Source organism: Streptomyces sp. R35 (assembly GCF_041053035.1).
In the GTDB taxonomy this organism is placed as follows: Bacteria; Actinomycetota; Actinomycetes; order Streptomycetales; family Streptomycetaceae; genus Streptomyces; species Streptomyces lutosisoli.
Genome location: NZ_CP163440.1, coordinates 9,981,152 through 9,998,115, shown reverse-complemented (window position 1 = coordinate 9,998,115; position 16,964 = coordinate 9,981,152). Strand labels below are relative to the sequence as shown.

The 16,964-nt window shown below is 68.5% G+C and carries 14 protein-coding genes; 5 read left to right on the top strand and 9 right to left on the bottom strand.

What is annotated here, in order from left to right:
* Window positions 1-42: 42 nt before the first annotated feature.
* From AB5J50_RS44950 to AB5J50_RS44935, 4 genes are read right to left on the bottom strand one after another with little or no spacing between them, the layout of a single operon-like run.
* Window positions 43-1,014, bottom strand: coding sequence for an ABC transporter substrate-binding protein (locus AB5J50_RS44950; protein WP_369264331.1), 972 nt, complete (start codon window positions 1,012-1,014; stop codon window positions 43-45).
* Window positions 1,015-1,027: 13 nt separating this feature from the next.
* Window positions 1,028-3,037, bottom strand: a complete 2,010-nt coding sequence (locus AB5J50_RS44945) for an ABC transporter permease (RefSeq protein WP_369264330.1) — start codon at window positions 3,035-3,037, stop codon at window positions 1,028-1,030.
* Complete coding sequence (locus AB5J50_RS44940) at window positions 3,037-4,125, bottom strand: glycine betaine/L-proline ABC transporter ATP-binding protein (protein ID WP_327433749.1); 1,089 nt, start codon at window positions 4,123-4,125, stop codon at window positions 3,037-3,039. Before AB5J50_RS44940 ends, AB5J50_RS44945 begins: the two co-directional genes overlap by 1 nt.
* 20 nt (window positions 4,126-4,145) lie before the next feature.
* The gene (locus AB5J50_RS44935; RefSeq protein WP_369264329.1) at window positions 4,146-5,615 is read right to left on the bottom strand and encodes an aldehyde dehydrogenase family protein; all 1,470 of its coding nucleotides are present in this window, start codon (window positions 5,613-5,615) and stop codon (window positions 4,146-4,148) included.
* A gap of 219 nt (window positions 5,616-5,834) precedes the next feature.
* On the opposite strand from AB5J50_RS44935, the gene purU reads away from it, so the two are divergent.
* On the top strand, window positions 5,835-6,707 hold the full coding sequence (gene purU, locus AB5J50_RS44930; protein WP_327433747.1) for a formyltetrahydrofolate deformylase: 873 nt from the start codon (window positions 5,835-5,837) through the stop codon (window positions 6,705-6,707).
* Window positions 6,708-6,925: 218 nt separating this feature from the next.
* Here purU and AB5J50_RS44925 read toward each other — a convergent pair whose 3' ends face one another.
* Window positions 6,926-7,759, bottom strand: coding sequence for a methylenetetrahydrofolate reductase (locus AB5J50_RS44925; RefSeq protein ID WP_369264328.1), 834 nt, complete (start codon window positions 7,757-7,759; stop codon window positions 6,926-6,928).
* 3 nt (window positions 7,760-7,762) lie between these two features.
* Complete coding sequence (gene betA, locus AB5J50_RS44920; protein WP_327433745.1) at window positions 7,763-9,430, bottom strand: choline dehydrogenase; 1,668 nt, start codon at window positions 9,428-9,430, stop codon at window positions 7,763-7,765.
* 202 nt (window positions 9,431-9,632) lie between these two features.
* Here betA and AB5J50_RS44915 point away from each other — a divergent pair, with 202 nt between their 5' ends.
* Window positions 9,633-10,379, top strand: a complete 747-nt coding sequence (locus AB5J50_RS44915; protein ID WP_327435317.1) for an IclR family transcriptional regulator — start codon at window positions 9,633-9,635, stop codon at window positions 10,377-10,379.
* Between the two features lies 1 nt (window position 10,380).
* On the opposite strand, the gene AB5J50_RS44910 is transcribed toward AB5J50_RS44915, so the two are convergent.
* From AB5J50_RS44910 to AB5J50_RS44900, 3 genes are all read right to left on the bottom strand, one after another.
* Window positions 10,381-11,511, bottom strand: a complete 1,131-nt coding sequence (locus tag AB5J50_RS44910; RefSeq protein WP_369264327.1) for an aromatic ring-hydroxylating dioxygenase subunit alpha — start codon at window positions 11,509-11,511, stop codon at window positions 10,381-10,383.
* A gap of 178 nt (window positions 11,512-11,689) precedes the next feature.
* On the bottom strand, window positions 11,690-12,859 hold the full coding sequence (locus AB5J50_RS44905; protein ID WP_369264326.1) for an NAD(P)/FAD-dependent oxidoreductase: 1,170 nt from the start codon (window positions 12,857-12,859) through the stop codon (window positions 11,690-11,692).
* Window positions 12,856-13,218: a bifunctional 3-phenylpropionate/cinnamic acid dioxygenase ferredoxin subunit gene (locus AB5J50_RS44900; protein ID WP_369264325.1), complete on the bottom strand. Its 363-nt coding sequence runs from the start codon at window positions 13,216-13,218 to the stop codon at window positions 12,856-12,858. Before AB5J50_RS44900 ends, AB5J50_RS44905 begins: the two co-directional genes overlap by 4 nt.
* Before the next feature lie 168 nt (window positions 13,219-13,386).
* Here AB5J50_RS44900 and AB5J50_RS44895 point away from each other — a divergent pair, with 168 nt between their 5' ends.
* The 3 genes from AB5J50_RS44895 to AB5J50_RS44885 all read left to right on the top strand — a co-directional run bounded on the left by AB5J50_RS44895 (window position 13,387) and on the right by AB5J50_RS44885 (window position 16,456).
* On the top strand, window positions 13,387-14,766 hold the full coding sequence (locus tag AB5J50_RS44895; RefSeq protein WP_369264324.1) for an L-serine ammonia-lyase: 1,380 nt from the start codon (window positions 13,387-13,389) through the stop codon (window positions 14,764-14,766).
* 515 nt (window positions 14,767-15,281) lie between these two features.
* Complete coding sequence (locus AB5J50_RS44890) at window positions 15,282-15,692, top strand: STAS domain-containing protein (RefSeq protein ID WP_369264323.1); 411 nt, start codon at window positions 15,282-15,284, stop codon at window positions 15,690-15,692.
* 56 nt (window positions 15,693-15,748) lie between these two features.
* Window positions 15,749-16,456, top strand: a complete 708-nt coding sequence (locus AB5J50_RS44885; RefSeq protein ID WP_369264322.1) for a hypothetical protein — start codon at window positions 15,749-15,751, stop codon at window positions 16,454-16,456.
* Window positions 16,457-16,964 lie beyond the last annotated feature (508 nt).

Sequence of the window (16,964 nt, the reverse complement as noted above, 5' to 3'; positions counted from 1 at the left end):
CCGTCGCCGGCCCGGGGGCCGGAGACAGTGCCGCCTCGCGTCCTACTTGATCCAGGCGTCGACCTTGTCGCGGTTGGCCTCGACCCACTTCTTCGCCGCGGCGTCGGCCGACATCTTGTCCACCGCGATGTACTTGGCCACGGTGTTCTGGTCGTCGTTCGTCCAGTTGAACTTCTTCACCAGGTCATAGGCCGGGCTGCCCGACTTGGCGAACTTCGCGCTGACGACCTTGTCGAGGTCGTACACGGGATAGTCGCAGGCGACCTTCGCCGCATCCGCGTCACAGCCCGTCTTGTACGTCGGCAGATTGACCTTGACCAGCGGCACCTCGGACAGGAACCACTGCGGCTCGTAGAAGTAGCCGATCACCCATTCCTTGTTCTTCTCGGCCTTCCGGTAGGCCTGGATGAGCGCGGTCTCGCTGCCCGCGTACACCACCTTGAAGTCCAGCTTCAGGTTCTTCACCAGCGCCTCGTCGTTGGTGACGTACGACGGGTCGCCGTCGAGCAGCTGGCCCTTGCCGCCCGACTCCGAGGTCTTGAACTTGGACGCGTACTTGTCCAGGTTCTTCCAGTCGGTGATGTCCGGGTGCGCCTTCGCCAGCCACGGCGGCACGTACCAGCCGATGATGCCTTTGTTGCCGGTCTGGCCGGCCTCGACGGCGGTCTTCTGCCCGGTGATGTACTTCTTCTTCAGATCGTCGTGACCCCAGTTCTCCAGGACGGCGTCGACCTCGCCGGTCCCGAAGCCCTGCCAGGCGATCTCCTCCTTCAGGTCCTTCTTGTTGACCGTACAACCGAGGTCGTGCTGCGCGACATACGCGACGACCGCCGCGTCCGCCTCGTAGCCCACCCACGGGTTGACCGCGAGGTTGAAGGTGCCGCACTTGCCCGAGCTGCTGTCCGAGCCGGCGGAGCTGTCACCGACCTTCGCACCGCCGCAGGCGGTGAGTGTGAGGCCGAGGACCGCTATGCCGGCCGCGCCGGCTCTCCACTTTTTTGCTTGCGTTGCCATGGTCCGTGCTCCCTTATGCGCTCGTACGTCGCGCCGCTGCCTGAGTGATCCGGTCGAACATGACACCGAGCAGTACGATGGCGAGCCCCGCCGCCAGCCCCTTGCCGTACAGCTCTCCCTGCGAGAATCCGGCCACGACGTCGTAGCCGAGGGCGCCCGCTCCTACCAGGCCGCCCACAACAACCATCGACAGCACGTAGATCAGGCCCTGGTTGGTCGCGAGCGTCAGGGCACTGCGTGACATCGGCAGTTGAACCTTGGTGATGATCTGCCAGGTGTTGCACCCGGCAGCCGTGGCCGCCTCGACGGTGGTCTCGGGCACGGCCCGGATTCCGTCCGCGACGATCTTGATGGCGACCGGGACCGCGTAGACGACCGCGGCGACGATCGCCGTGAAGCGTGTCGCGCCGAACAGCGCGAGGAACGGCACGAGATAGACGAACGGCGGCATGACCTGCGCGGCGTCCAGGGTGGGCCGCAACAGCCGGTCCACGAGCAGGCTGCGCCCCATCCACACCCCGAAGGTGACACCGAGCAGCATCACCAGCACGGTCGCCACGAAGGTCGACGCCAGCGTCGTCATGCTGTCCGACCACATGCCCGTGCCGACCAGCAGTCCCACGCACACGGCCGTGGTGACCCCGGCGCGCCATCCGCCGAGCACCGCGCCGAACGCGACCAGGGCCCCGCCGACCAGCCACCACGGGGAGTCGGTCAGCAGCGTCTGGAACGGATTGAGAAGGCCGTTGGTGATGGCGTCGCGGAAGGCGTTCGTGATGCCCGACAGATTGTCCTGCGCCCAGGTGGTCACGTTGTCCGCCGCGCTCGCGATGGTGCTGCCGGTGCTGCCCTCGCCGGGGAACTCGGCCGCCCATATGTAGGTGTGCGACAGATACGCCAGCACCGCCGCCGCCACTCCGCCTGCCACCAGCAGCTGCCGTCGCCACTTGAGGAAGCGGTTCCCCGAGCGCCGGGCCGCCTCCGCCCGTCCGCTCGCCGCGGTCGTGACCCGGTCGAGGACGATGGCCATCACGACGATGGCCAGGCCCGCGTTGAACGCCGTGCCGACGTCCAGCGACTGCAGGGCCTGCACGACGGTCTTTCCGAGGCCGGGCGCGTCGATCAGGGCCGCGATGGTCACCATGGCCAGGGCGGCCATGATGGTCTGGTTGACGCCCATCACCACGGTCCGCTTGGACATCGGCAGCAGGACCTTCAGCAGCGTCTGCCGCCGCGTCGAGCCCAGTGAGTCGGCCGCCTCGACGGTGGTCTCCGGTACGGAGCGGATGGCGTGCGCGGTGATGCGGATCGCCGGCGGTGCCGCGTAGATCAGGGTGGCGATCGTGGCGGAGGCCGGGCCGATGAGGAAGAACAGCGTCAGGGGAGCCAGGTAGACGAAGGTCGGCATCGTCTGCATGAAGTCCAGGAAGGGCGTCATGATCCGGTTGAACCGGTTGGACAGTCCCGCCCACACACCCAGCGGGATGCCGATCAGCAGCGCCACGAAGACCGCGGAGAGGGTCAGCGCCAGCGTGTCCATGCTCTCCTGCCACAGGCCCTGCAGCCCGAAGAAGGTGAACCCGGCCACGGCCAGGAGGGCGACCCGCCAGTTGCCCACGGCCCAGGAGATGTAGCCGACGATGCCGACGACGCCGAGCCAGCCGATCTGCGGCAGCGGCCGGCCCGGAGGCGGCTGGGAGATCAGGTGCTGGATGAAGGTCACCAGGTTGTCGATGACCAGACGGATCTCGTTGAAGAAGTACAGGAACAGCGGGTTGGAGTTGCGGTCGGCGCCGATCGAGTCGTTGACGTCGTTGAACCAGCGGTGCAGACCGGTGAGGTCCGCCGCCGCCAGCGTCAGGGTCTGCTTTCCGCGCAGCACGGCGAAGAGCAGCAGCCAGACGACCAGGATCGCGGCCACCATCATGCGGCGGCTGACCCTGCGCACGCCCACGACGGGCGCGGTCTTCTCCACCTGCTCCGCCGTGTCGGCGTTCTCCGGCTTCTCCAGGGCGACGGTCATCACATGTCGCCTTCCTGCCCGGCGACGACTGCGAGGATCTCCTCGTCGCCGACGATGCCGAGCAGCTTGCCGTTCTCGACGACCTTGACCGGCTTGTCCGCCGCCAGTACGGCCCGGGTGGCTTCCCGCACCACGACGTCCGGGCCCAGCTCGGGACCGTCCAGGGCGTCGCCGTCCACCGCCGGACGCATGATCCACCGCAGGGTCAGTACGTCGCCGCGCGGCACGTCCTTGACGAACTCCCGTACGTAGTCGTCGGCGGGGGCACCGACCAGTTCGTCGCCGGTGCCGCACTGGACCATCTTGCCGTCGCGCATGATGAGGATGCGGTCGCCCAGCTTGAGCGCCTCGGAGAGGTCGTGGGTGATGAACACCATGGTCTTGCCGACCTCGTGGTGCAGCCGGATGACCTCGTTCTGCATGTCACGGCGGATCAGCGGGTCGAGCGCCGAGAACGGTTCGTCGAAGAGGAGCACGTCCGGATCGCCGGCCAGCGCCCGGGCGAGGCCGACGCGCTGCTGCATACCGCCGGAGAGCTGGTCGGGGTAGGAGTTCTCGTAACCGGAGAGGCCGACCAGCTCGACGACCTCCAGGGCCCGCTTGGTGCGCTCGGCCTTGCTCATGCCGCGTATCTCCAGGCCGAAGGAGACGTTGTCGACGACCCGGCGGTGCGGCAGCAGGCCGAAGTGCTGGAAGACCATGGAGAACTTGCGGCGGCGCAGTTCGCGCAGGCGTTTGTCGTCCGCGTCGCGGATGTCCTCGCCCTCGAAGACGATCTCACCCGCGGTGGGTTCGATCAGCCGGGTCAGACATCGCACCAGGGTGGACTTGCCCGAGCCGGACAGGCCCATGACGACGAAGACCTCGCCGGGCGAGACCTCGAAGTTCACATCCCGTACGGCGGCGGTGCATCCGGTGCGGTCCATCAGCTCGCGGCGGGTGAGCCCGCACAGCTCCTCGGACTCCGGTACCTGGTCGGCCTTCGGCCCGAACACCTTCCACAGATTGCGCACGGATATGACCGGGGTGGGGGCCGAGTCCTGGGGCGTGCCGCGCCGCTGCGGCACCTCGGTCTGTGCTGGGGTCACGATCGACCTCTTTTCGGCGTTCAGCCGCGGAACCAGTGCTGCGGCCGGGGTTGGATGTTCTGCCAGATGTGCTTGGGCTCTCGGTACTCGTCCAGGCCGGTCGGTCCCAGCTCCCTGCCCACGCCCGAGTGCCCGAAGCCACCCCATTCCGCTTGCGGCACGTAGGGGTGGTAGTCGTTGATCCACACCGTGCCGTGGCGCAGCCGCCGGGCGACCCGCTGGGCCTTCCCGGCGTCCTGCGTCCAGACGGCGCCGGCGAGTCCGTACTCGGTGTCGTTGGCGATCCGTACGGCGTCGTCCTCGTCGGTGAAGCGCTCGACGGTCAGCACGGGTCCGAACGACTCCTCGTGCACCACCCGCATGTCCTGCGTGCACGCGTCGAGCACGGTCGGCGGGTAGTAGTGACCGTCGGCGAGGGCGGGGTCGCCCGGCCGTTCGCCGCCGCAGCGCAGTACGGCGCCCTCGGCGAGGCCCGCCGCGACATACGCCTCGACCTTCTCCCGGTGCTGCGCGGAGATCAGCGCTCCGGTCTCGGCCTCGGGGTCGAAGGGCCCGCCGAGGCGGATCTGCCGGGCACGCCGCACGACCTCGTCGACGAAGCGGTCGTGCAGCGGGTCCTCGACGATCAGCCGGGCGCCGGCCGAGCAGACCTGCCCCGAGTGCAGAAAGACGGCCGTGAGAGCGAAGTCCACGGCCGTCTCGAAATCGGCATCGGCGAAGATGACATTGGGGTTCTTGCCGCCCAGCTCCAGCGCCACCTTCTTCACGGTCGCGGCAGCGGTGGCCATGATGCGCTTGCCGGTCTCCAGGCCCCCGGTGAAGGAGACCATGTCGACGGCCGGGTCCTCGGAGAGCGGTGCGCCCACCTCGGGGCCCGTGCCCAGGACGAGATTGGCGGCGCCGGCCGGGAGCCCGGCCTCCTCAAGCGCCCGCATCAGCAGGATCGAGGTGGAGGGGGTGAGCTCGCTGGGCTTGAGGACGATCGTGTTGCCCGCGAGCAGGGCGGGCGCGACCTTCCAGGACGCCTGGAGCAGCGGGTAGTTCCAGGGGGTGATGAGCCCGCACACCCCGACCGGTTCGTAGACGACACGGCTGACGGCGTCGTCACGGCCGGTGTCGATCACCCGGCCGGCATCGGTGCCGCCGATCCCGCCGTAGTAGCGGAAGCAGGAGACGACGTCGGCGATGTCGTACTCGCTCTCCACCAGCCGCTTGCCGGTGTCCAGCGATTCGGCGCGGGCGAACTCCTTGGCGTCACGCTCGATGAGGTCGGCGGTGCGCAGCAGCAGCGCACCGCGCTCCCGCTCGGGGGTGCGCGGCCAGGCTCCTTCGTCGAAGGCCCGGCGGGCCGCGGCGATCGCGGCCTCGGTGTCGGAACGCGTCCCCTCGGACACGGTCGCGGCAAGTGTGCCGTCAGCGGGACAGCGGATCTCGCGATGGCCTCCGGCCACCGCATCGCGCCATTCTCCGTCCACATACAGGTCTTCCACGTGTGGAGCCCTTCGAGCGAATTTCGTTGCGCATCGTGCACCGTATTGCTTGTGGTGGAACACCCTGGCGAATGTGCGGACATACGTCAAGGGGTTGGCGGATGACGATTTCACCATGCGGGCAGTTCCGCGGCCGCTCTTGACCACAAGCCGCGCGTAGCCCAACCATGTTGCGTATCGCTCACCATGTTGTGCAATACGCACCGACGGAGGCTGCACATGTCCCCTCGACCGCATCCTGGCCGTGAGTACGTCCTCACTCTCTCGTGTCCGGACAGCGCCGGACTGGTCCACGCCGTGAGCGGCTTTCTCGTCAGGAACTCCGGAAACATCCTGGAGAGCCAGCAATTCGATGATCGGCTCAAGGGCCGCTTCTTCATGAGGGTCCACTTCGACGTTTCCGATCCAAACGCCGATCTGAAAACTCTGCGTTACCGATTCGGCCCCGTCGCCGAGGCCTACCGGATCTCCTGGACCCTCCGGGACGCCTCCACCCCGACCAGGACGCTGATCATGGTGTCCAAGTTCGGCCACTGCCTCAACGATCTGCTCTTCCGCCGCCGCACCGGCGCCCTCAACATCGAGATCCCCGCGATCGTCTCCAACCACCGGGACTTCGAGGGACTCGCGGACACCTACGGCGTCCCCTTCCACCACATCCCGGTGACCAAGGACACGAAGGCCGAGGCCGAGGCGCGCCTGCTGGAGCTCGTACGCGAACTGGACATCGACCTGGTGGTGCTGGCCCGCTACATGCAGATCCTCTCCGACGACCTGTGCAAGCAGTTGGAGGGGCACGCCATCAACATCCACCACTCCTTCCTCCCCAGCTTCAAGGGCGCGCGCCCCTACCAGCAGGCGTACGACCGCGGGGTGAAGCTCGTCGGCGCGACGGCGCACTATGTGACACCGGACCTGGACGAGGGACAGATCATCGACCAGGACGTGGTCCGGGTGGACCACTCGCTCGACTCCGAGGAGCTGGTCACGGTCGGGCGGGACGTGGAGGCGCAGGTGCTGGCGCACGCGGTGAAGTGGCACAGCGAGAGCCGGGTCATGGTGGACGGCAACCGCACGGTGGTATTCCGCTGAGCGGCACGCACGATCGCGGGGCGGGGCTGGATCGATTCCAGCCCCGCCCCGATGTTGTATACGGGCTCCGGCCGAAGCCCGTGGGTGTCTTGAGGGCGCAGGCCGGCATCGTCCAGCCCGTCCGGCGATTGAGGACGAGGCCGTTCAGGCCGATAGGGGGTCTGGGGGCGCAGCCCCCAGCAAGGCCCGCTGCAGCCAAGCGCACCCAGGAGGCTCCCCTAGCTGCCCAACCGCTCCAGCACAGCGCAGCGCCACCGTTCGGTCTCCGCAACCTGGTTGAACGTGAACACGTGCAGGCCCGCCACCCCTGCTGACGGCGCGGTAAGCGCCTCGCTGCGGTCGAGCAACCGGTCGGGCGAGTAGCCGCCGGGGGCCGCGAAGCGCAGGAACCAGGAGGCGTGCTTGGTCAGGAAGCGGGTCGACTCCCCCACCCCGATCTTCGTCGCCATGGACAGCAGCTTCGCCCGCTGCACAGGCCCCGCGACGCCCACATGGACGGGCAGGGTGACATCGCGACGCCGTATCCGGCCGACCCAGTCACCGAGCACACGCGGGTCGAAGCAGAGGTTGCTCACGATGTACGTGGCGTGCGCGCGCTTGTCCCACATGGCCTGGATGGTGAGGTCGTCGTGGATGAGCGGATGGCTCTCGGGATAGCCGGTGATGCCGACGCGGGCGAACGGGCCGCCCAGCTCGCTGAGCCTGCGCAGCACCGGTAGAGCCCCGTCGTACGCCCCGGCCGGCGGGTCGGCGTCGCCCGCCGGGACGAACACGTCGTCGACGCCCGCCTCCCGTAGCCGCTCGACGACGTCCTTCAGGTGAGCGTCGTCCCGCAGCAGCCGCGCGGGCATGTGCGGGACCACGCGATAACCGTGCGCCGCCAGCCTGCCGACGAGGTCGAGGGTCGGTTCCAGGCCCTTGACCGGCGACGCCGTCACGGTGACGACGACGTCGCGCGGCACATGGGCGAGGACCTTGTCCTCGGTCGCTTTCGCGGGCAGCACCTCGTAGCGGACGCTCGACAGCAGCGCCCGGAGGCCTTCGCCGCCCAAGGGTTACCCGGCCTGCTTCTGGGCGTCGCGGTACCGGTAGTACGCGGCCTTGGATGCGGGCAGCGGTTCCTTGCCGAGGATGAGGTCGGCGGCCTTCTCGGCGATCATCATCACCGGCGCGTAGATGTTGCCGTTGGTCACGTAGGGCATCACCGACGCGTCGACGACACGCAGTCCCTCCACGCCGTGCACGCGCATGCTGGTGGGGTCGACGACGGACATCTCGTCGGTGCCCATCTTGCAGGTGCACGAGGGATGCAGGGCGGTCTCGCCCTCCTTGGCGACCCAGGCGAGGATCTCCTCGTCGCTCTCCACGGACGGGCCGGGCGAGATCTCCCCGTCGTTGTACGGGGCCAGCGCGGGCTGGTTGAGGAGCTTGCGGGCGACCCGGATCGACTCGGCCCACTCGCGGCGGTCCTGCTCGGTGGACAGGTAGTTGAAGCGCAGGGCCGGGTGCTCCTGCGGGTCCTTGCTCTTGATCTTCACCGAGCCGATGGCGTCGGAGTACATGGGCCCGACGTGCACCTGGTAGCCGTGGCCGCCGGACGGCGAGGAGCCGTCGTAGCGGACCGCGATCGGCAGGAAGTGGAACATCAGGTTGGGGTAGTCCACGTCGTCGTTGCTGCGGGCGAAGCCGCCGGCCTCGAAGTGGTTGGTCGAGGCGGGTCCCTTGCGGAAGAGCCATTGCAGGCCGATGAAGGGGGCGCGCCACTTCGCCATGTACGGCTGCATGGAGACGGGCTGCTTGCAGGCGTACTGGATGTACACCTCCAGGTGGTCCTGCATGTTCTCGCCGACACCCGGGAGGTCGTGGACGACGTCGATGCCGAGCGCGCTCAGTTCCTCGGCGTTGCCGACGCCGGAGAGCTGGAGCAGCTGCGGGGAGTTGATCGCGCCGCCGCAGAGAATGACCTCCTTGGCGCGCACCTGCTGGACCTTGCCGCGCCGCCGGTACTCGACGCCGACGGCCTTCTTGCCCTCGAAGAGGACTCGGGTGACCAGGGCGCGGGTGGTGATGGTGAGGTTGGGCCGCTTCTTGACGGGCTTCAGGTACGCCTTCGAGGCCGACAGCCTCCGGCCCCGGCTGACGTTGCGGTCGAAGGGGGCGAAGCCCTCCTGCTGATAACCGTTGACGTCGTCGGTGCGGGGGTAGCCCGCCTCCTGGACGGCCTTGAGGAAGGCGGTGAACAGCGGGTTGGAGGCGGGGCCGCGTTCGAGGACGAGCGGGCCTTCGTGGCCGCGGAACTCGTCGTCGGGGTCGGCCGCGAGACAGTTCTCCATCCGCTTGAAGTACGGCAGACAGTGCGCGTAGTCCCAGGACTCCATGCCGGCGTCGGCCGCCCAGCGCTCGTAGTCCATGGGGTTGCCGCGCTGGAAGATCATGCCGTTGATGCTGCTGGAGCCGCCCAGTACCTTGCCGCGCGCGTGGTAGATGCGCCGGTCGCCCATGTGGGGCTCGGGTTCGGACTCGTACTTCCAGTCGTAGAACCGGCTGCCGATCGGGTAGGTCAGCGCCGCGGGCATGTGGATGAAGACATCCCACGGGTAGTCGGGCCGGCCGGCCTCCAGGACCAGTACCTGGTTGCCCGGGTCGGCGGAGAGTCGGTTCGCCAGTGCGCTGCCGGCCGATCCACCGCCGACGATGACGAAGTCGTATTGCAGGGGAGCCATGGTGCCTCGTCTCGCTCGCGCCGTAGATACGCGAGGCATGCTAGTACGAGTATCGCTATACGCACCAGGTTGCGAGCCACGCAACTTGCAAGGTCTAAGTTTCCACGTTGTTTCTTGCGCTGGTGTTGTTTACTGCGCGTATAGTTTCGCTGTGAGCAACTACAGTCCAGATACTGAAACGACAGGTTCGCAGTCCGGCGGCGTGCAGTCCGTCGACCGCGCCATCAGCGTGCTGGAGATCCTGGCCCAGCGCGGCGAGGCCGGCGTCAGCGAGGTGGCCGGCGAGATCGATGTTCACAAGTCGACCGCGTTCCGGCTGCTCGGCGCCCTGGAGGCGCGCGGTCTGGTCGAGCAGGCGGGCGAGCGCGGCAAGTACCGCCTCGGTTTCGGCATCGTACGCCTGGCCGGCGCGGTCACGGGACGCATCGACATCACCCAGCAGGGCCGCCAGGTCTGCGAGCGCCTCGCCGAGGAGATCGGCGAGACCGTCAACATCGCCGTGATGCAGGAGCAGTACGCGATCAACCTCTACGAGGTGCGCGGCCCGGGGGCCGTCACCGCGCACAACTGGGTCGGCGAACTGACCCCGCTGCACGCCACCTCCAGCGGCAAGATCCTGCTGGCCCACATGCCCGCGAAGGAGCGCGCCGCGCTGCTGACCGAGGCCGGCCAGAAGAAGCTGACTCCGCACACGCTGACCTCCAAGGTGAAGCTCGAGAAGAACCTCGCCGAGGCCCGGGAGCGCGGTTACGCCTGGACCCTGGAGGAGCTGGAGATAGGGCTGCACGCCATGGCCGCGCCGGTCCGTGACCGGGACGGAGAGGTCATCGCGGCACTGAGCGCCTCCGGACCCTCGTACCGGTTCACCGAGGAGCGTATGCACGAGCTCGCTCCGGTGCTGGTCAAGGGCGCGGAGGAGATCAGCCATCGGATGGGTTACCTGGGCTGAGTCACCCCTGGTGGGTCCCCAGACGCTCGTTCACCCAGTCGTGGAAGGCACCGATGTGGTGCTCGCTGGGCACGAGGACCCCGCCCTTGGCGTACATCCGGGAGCTCATGCCGGGCTGCGTGCGCTCACAGGCCTCGAAGTCCTGGCGGTTGACCCGGTCGAAGAGTTCCACGGACCGGCTGACGTCCTTGCCGCTCTCGACGACGTGCGGGAGGTAGAGCCAGTCGCACTCGACGATCGTGCGGTCGACGGCCACCGGGTACATCCGGTGGAAGATCACATGATCGGGGACGAGGTTGATGAAGACCTGCGGCTTGATGGTGATCGCGTAGTAGCGGCGGTCCTGGTCGTCGGACACGCCGGGTATGCGGTCAAGACCCTCGGAACCGTCGACGGTGAAGCCCTGGACCTCCTCACCGAACTCGGCTCCGTGGCCGACGTAGTACTGGGCGGCGTAGCCGTCGGCGAACTCGGGGAGCACCTCGGTGAGTTCGGGGTGGATCGTGGCGCAGTGGTAGCACTCCATGAAGTTCTCGATGATGAGCTTCCAGTTCGCCTTGACGTCGTAGACGATGCGCTTGCCCACCGAGAGGTTGTCGACGTCGTAGTGCTCCAGCGACTCCACGTCGCCGAGACGGGTGACGACCTCGTTGAGGACGTCCTCCTCGAAGGAGGGCGGGTTCTCCGCCAGGCAGACCCAGACATAGCCGAGCCATTCGCGGGTGGCCACGCTCACCAGGCCGAACTCGGTGCGGCCGACGTCGGGCATCTTGGTGAGGTTGGGTGCCGCGACGAGCTTGCCGTTCAGGTCGTACGTCCAGGCGTGGTACGGGCACTGGAAGGCGCGCTTGACCTCGCCGGCCTCCTCGGTGCAGAGCTTGGCGCCGCGGTGCCGGCAGACGTTGAAGTAGGCGCGTATGGAGTTGTCCCGTGCGCGCGTGATCAGGATGCTCTCGCGGCCCACGTCGACGGTCCGGAAGGCGCCGGGCTTGGCCAGGTCCGAGGAGCGCACGGCACAGAACCACATCGTTTCGAAGATGCGCTCCTGCTCCTGGGCGAAGATTTCCGGATCCGTGTAGGAGGAGCCGGGCAGGGTGGCGATCAGGCTGTCCGGCAGGCTGGTCGAGGTCACAGTGCACTCCTCGGAGAACGTCGTGGATCGGTCATTCACGCGCCGGGAAGAGCGACTCCGGACGGCGTTTTATGTGGAGCGATTTGGCGATTCACCTAAGGCGATTTCTAAGGTGTTTCGTATGGAGCAACGCTGCGCGCTATGCGCAACCGCAGCATGAGATGCCGCGTCGGTGGTGTCAAGATGTCGCGGCGGAGAGCTGCTTGCGCCAGCGCATGAACAGCCGCGGCTGGTTCATCGCGAGCACGGCGACCGGGTGCCCGGCACGCCGGTAGACGGCCAGGAAACTGCGCTCGCCCGCGGCGCCTTCTTCGACCGTCACACTGTCGGCACCGGCCGAATGACCGGCGAACTGGATCTTCACTCCGTACTGGTCCGACCAGAAGTACGGCGGCCGGGGCACACCCGGTTCCGTCGCACCCCACGACAGCAGCGTGGCCACGGCCGCGTCGGGCCGCTCTCGCGCACCGGTCCAGTGCTCGACGCGACGGTGGATCCCCGCGTGCGGGTCGTACCAGGAGGCACAGTCACCGACGGCGACCACACCGGCCAGGCTGGTACGGCCGTCCGCGCCGCACTTGACGCCGTTGTCGAGGTCGACGCCGGAGCCCTCCAGCCACTCGACGCAGGGGCGCGCGCCCACGCCGACGACGACGATGTCGGCGGGGATGCTGCGACCGTCGTCCAGCAGGACGGCGTCGACCCGGGTCTCACCGCTGAGCCCCTTGACCCCCACGCCGCACAACAGCCGTACGCCGTGGTCCGTATGGAGGGCGGAGACGATGCCGCCCATGGTCTCGCCGAGCGGTCCGGCGAGTGGCGTGGGCGCCGCCTCGACCACCGTCACATCGAGTCCGAGGGCGTACGCCGTGGAGGCGACCTCGGCGCCGATGAATCCGCCGCCGATCACCACCAGCCGTCCGCCCAGGGCCAGTTCGTCCCGCAGGGCGCGGGCGTCGTCCAGGGTGCGCAGGGTGTGCACTCCGGCCAGCCCGTCCGTGCCCGGCAGGTTCCGCGCTACCGCACCGGTCGCGATGACGACGCCGTCGGCCCGGACCTCCCGGCCGTCGGCGAGCCGGACGACACGGTCCGTGCCGTCGGTGTCGAGCCCGGTGGCGCGGGCGCCGAGCAGCCACTCCGCTCGCAGGTCCTCGTCGTCCGACTCCAGCGCGAGATCGGCTTCGCCGATGCCGCCGGCCAGGAACTCCTTGGACAGCGGCGGCCTGTCGTACGGGCGGTGCGGTTCGTCGCCGATGATGACGAGCCGTCCGTCGTACCCCTGTTTCCGCAATGAGCGCGCCGCCGACAGCCCGGCCAGCGAGGCACCCACCACGGCCACTGTCCTCACGCGGCGCCTCCGGCGAGCCGGGAAGCGACGCACGGCGGCAGGTTGGGGGCCTCCGTGGACGGCCGGACGTAGATCATGCCGTCCTCGACGATGACCTCATGGGTACGGACCGGGCGCTTGGCCGGCGGAGAGTCGACGGCTCCGGTCCGGAGGTCGAACTTCGAAGCATGCAGCGGGCATTCCACCTCACAGCCCTCCAGCCAGCCGTCGGCGAGCGAGGCGTCCTGGTGGGTGCAGGTGTCGTCGATGGCGAAGACCTCGCCGTCGTCGGTGTGGAACACCGAAACCGGCGGATCGATGTCGAGCCGGTAGGCCTCGCCTCGCGGCAGATCCACGAGAAGGCACGCGGGAATCATCATGACACCTCGGTGCGTATAGCGAAACGGATTGCGGTAAGCGCAACGCCAGTTTGAGGGCGGCCCCAAACCCTTGTCAAGGCATCCAGAGGACAGGCCGACCCCTTGTTCAATGTTGCTTTTTACGCAACGCTTTGCGCCATAGACAACACACCGCATGAAGGAGCCGGCGTGGCGATCAGCGTCTTCGACCTGTTCAAGGTGGGCATCGGTCCGTCGAGCTCCCACACCGTGGGGCCCATGAAGGCCGCCCGTCTCTTCGCCACCGGGCTGTACGAGGACGGCCTGTTCCCCCGCACCGCCTCGGTCCGGGCAGAACTCTTCGGATCGCTCGGCGCCACCGGTCACGGCCACGGCAGCGACAAGGCCGTACTCCTCGGCCTCGAAGGCGAGGATCCGGAAACCGTCGACACCGACACCGTGGACGACAGGGTGCACCGGATCCACGCGGCCGGCCGGCTGCGGCTGCTGGGCCGCCGGGAGGTGGAGTTCCGCGAGCGCGAGCACCTGGTGCTGCACCGTCGCCGCGCGCTGCCGTTCCACCCCAACGGCATGCGGTTCGCCGCCACGGACGGCGAAGGCGGCGAGCTGAGGACGCGCACGTACTACTCGGTGGGCGGGGGCTTCGTCGTCGACGAGAACGCGACGGGCGCCGACCGCGTCAAGCCCGACGACACCCCCGTACCGCTCCCCTTCGGCTCGGCGTCCGAACTGCTGCTGCGCGCCTATGAGACCGGCCTGCCGATCAGCGGAGTGATGCTCGCGAACGAACTGGCCCGGCGGAGCGAGAGCGAGGTGCGGGCCGGTCTGCTGCGGATCTGGGCGGTGATGCAGGAGTGCGTGGAGCGCGGCTGCTCCCGGACCGAGACCACCCTGCCAGGCCGGCTGAAGGTGCCACGCCGTGCCCCGCAACTGCTGCACAGCCTCGCCGAGGACGACTCCCAGGATGTGGATCCGCTGCACATCATGGACTGGGTCAACCTCTTCGCGCTGGCCGTCAACGAGGAGAACGCCTCGGGCGGCCGTGTGGTCACCGCACCGACCAACGGCGCGGCCGGGATCGTGCCCGCGGTGCTGCACTACTACACGCGCTTCGTTCCCGGGGCCGACGAGGACGGCGTCGTCCGCTTTCTGCTCGCCGCCGGCGCGGTGGGGGCCCTGTTCAAGGAGAACGCGTCGATCTCCGGCGCCGAGGTGGGCTGCCAGGGCGAGGTCGGCTCCGCCTGCTCCATGGCCGCCGCCGGTCTCGCCGAGGCGCTCGGCGGCACACCGGAACAGGTCGAAAACGCGGCGGAGATCGGCATGGAGCACAATCTCGGGCTGACCTGCGACCCGGTCGGAGGGCTCGTCCAGATCCCCTGCATCGAGCGGAACGCCCTCGCCTCCGTCAAGGCGATCAACGCGGCACGGATGGCGCTGCGCGGCGACGGCACCCATGTGGTCTCGCTCGACAAGGTCATCAAGACGATGCGCGAGACCGGCGCCGACATGAAGGTGAAGTACAAGGAGACGGCGCGGGGCGGGCTGGCGGTCAACATCATCGAGTGCTGAAAGTCCCTGAGAAGTCCCCCCGCCCACCGAAGCCATCGCCCGTCACGCCCCGCGCCCGCGTGCCCGCCCGGGGCACGGTCGCGCATGGCTCCCATGGTGCGAGTGAATCCGCCGCCCGTCGGTCACCGTGTTTCGCGTTGCCTGCCCAAGCACCGTGCAGGGCACCGGATATACCCGCGCGGCATCAGCTCTGGCGTCGCCCGGACACGAGGCACGGACGGCTTCCACCCGTCCGTCGGACCGGGTCGAGGACTATGCTGCTGTACGGACGTCCCAGACCCCGGCGGCTTGTCATCGCTCAACACAGATGGCTGCGGGAAGCGGATCTTTCGTCCGTCACCCGGCGCATCCCTGGAGGGAACTGGGTGGATCCGCTGTCCTGGCGCACAGGCTGTCGGACCGGCCGTTGCTCCGCCTCCGCCGAACGTACGCCCCTGCCGGGAGCGCGCCGAGGGGGGCCGGGAAACCCGGCGTCACCGCGCCCGCTGCCGAATGGTCTTCTGAACCGAGGCGTCATGCCCCTCCCGCAGCTCACCGTCTACCGCCATGACCGAAGGCAACGGGCGCTGATCACCCTGGCCGGCGAGATCGACCTGGAATCGGCGCCGCTGGTGCACACGGCACTGGCGCGGTGTCTGAGCGACGGCATCCGCATCATCGATGTCGACCTCACCCCTGTCACCTTCTGCGACTGCAGCGGCCTCAACGCCTTCCTCCACGCCGCGCAGAAGACCACCGATGCCGACGGAACCCTGCGACTGCACCACCCGTCACCGGCACTGCGCCTGATACTCGACACCACCGGCTCGGGGTTACTGCTCCTCGGCGTTCCGTTCGGGCATCTGTCACCTCCTCTCGGGGGTGTCCCAGCCCCGCCGCACCGGACTGTTCCGCTCGCCTCCCTCCTCTCGGGTGAAGTGCGATGACGGCCCGGTCGGGGCAAGGGCAGCCACGAAAGTCCCGCGGCGGGGAGTCGTCCACCATGGACGCGGTCCGGTTACGCCGGGTGAACCGCTGGCTGGCACAGGGCCTGAGCGGGAAGCTGGCGGATCTGTACGTGGACTCCCGCGAGACGTCACCTCCGGAGGCGTACCGCCGTCCCAGCCGCCAGCAGTTTCTGAACCGTCTCACCGCCAAGATCCGGCGGCCGGGGTTCGCCATGGTGATCGCGGAGACGGACGGCCTGGTGGGATGCGCTTTCGGATTCCCGGTGCGCGGCGACGGCTTCTGGCGGCTCGGGTTCGGCGGGGCACTACCGCGCAGCATCGAGCAACTCACCGCGTCCAGCGGCGTCTTCGCGATCACCGACATCCTGGTCCGCCCGCACCTGCAGGACGAGCAGGTGGCCTGCCGGTTACAGGAGCGGCTGCTGACCGACCACCGGGCGTCGCTCGGCGTCACCCTGGTGGACCAGGCCGATCACCCCGCCCTCACCGCGCTCCGTTCCTGGGGATGGCGGGACGTGGGAGAGATCTGGAAGCCGGTCAGCGCCACACTGCTCCGGGTGCTGGTCCTTCCCGTCGGCGAACGGACCGCGGCGAGGCACACCCTGACGGAACAGCGGCGCGTTCTCCGCGAGTTTTGGCAGGAACCGGACACCGCAGAGCAGACCGAGGAACTACGGCTCGCGCTGAGGCAGTACCCGAAGATCACCGAACGGCTGCACATGTCAGCGCCTGGTGGTCAGTGACGCTGTCACCCCGTAAGAGGCAGAGTCGCCGCAGCGAGCCGGTACGTGGACCCCATCGGCGGAACAATTCGGGCCGCACGTGCACTGACACGGTGTGCGCGCAAACGGGATTCGGCCATGGTGCGACGGACGGGCGCGGAATTCGTACGCCTTGCTTCCGAGGTCCTTCCACGTGCGCCGGGCGGGATCACCCGTGTCGCTCGGCGCGAGTGGGGGGAGGGGCGTGTGGGGTGGCCGAATCTGGTTCCGCGTCCGCCGCGCGTCGTGTCGTTGTGGTTCTCTGGCGGGACGCCGGCCGCGGCCCGCCACCCAGGGGCCGACGTACGTGACCGAGGCGGTCCCGAGTACGTGATGCGGTGATGCGCCCTACGAGATGACGCGCCCGGCCCCCGCGTGTGCCCTGTGGTGAGAGAAGGGTTCCCTCCCATGCCGGTTCTGCGCGAGCCGATACCGTCGGCCGTGTCCGGTACGACGGCCGGATTGTTCGCTGCTCTCGTCGGTCTCGCCG

Bases quoted from the DNA above. Each gene is read 5' to 3' on its own strand.
- AB5J50_RS44950 (WP_369264331.1), bottom strand. From the start codon at position 1,014: ATGGCAACGCAAGCAAAAAAGTGGAGAGCCGGCGCGGCCGGCATAGCG.
- AB5J50_RS44945 (WP_369264330.1), bottom strand. From the start codon at position 3,037: ATGACCGTCGCCCTGGAGAAGCCGGAGAACGCCGACACGGCGGAGCAG.
- purU (WP_327433747.1), top strand. From the start codon at position 5,835: ATGTCCCCTCGACCGCATCCTGGCCGTGAGTACGTCCTCACTCTCTCG.
- betA (WP_327433745.1), bottom strand. From the start codon at position 9,430: ATGGCTCCCCTGCAATACGACTTCGTCATCGTCGGCGGTGGATCGGCC.
- AB5J50_RS44900 (WP_369264325.1), bottom strand. From the start codon at position 13,218: ATGATGATTCCCGCGTGCCTTCTCGTGGATCTGCCGCGAGGCGAGGCC.
- AB5J50_RS44890 (WP_369264323.1), top strand. From the start codon at position 15,282: ATGCCCCTCCCGCAGCTCACCGTCTACCGCCATGACCGAAGGCAACGG.
- AB5J50_RS44885 (WP_369264322.1), top strand. From the start codon at position 15,749: ATGGACGCGGTCCGGTTACGCCGGGTGAACCGCTGGCTGGCACAGGGC.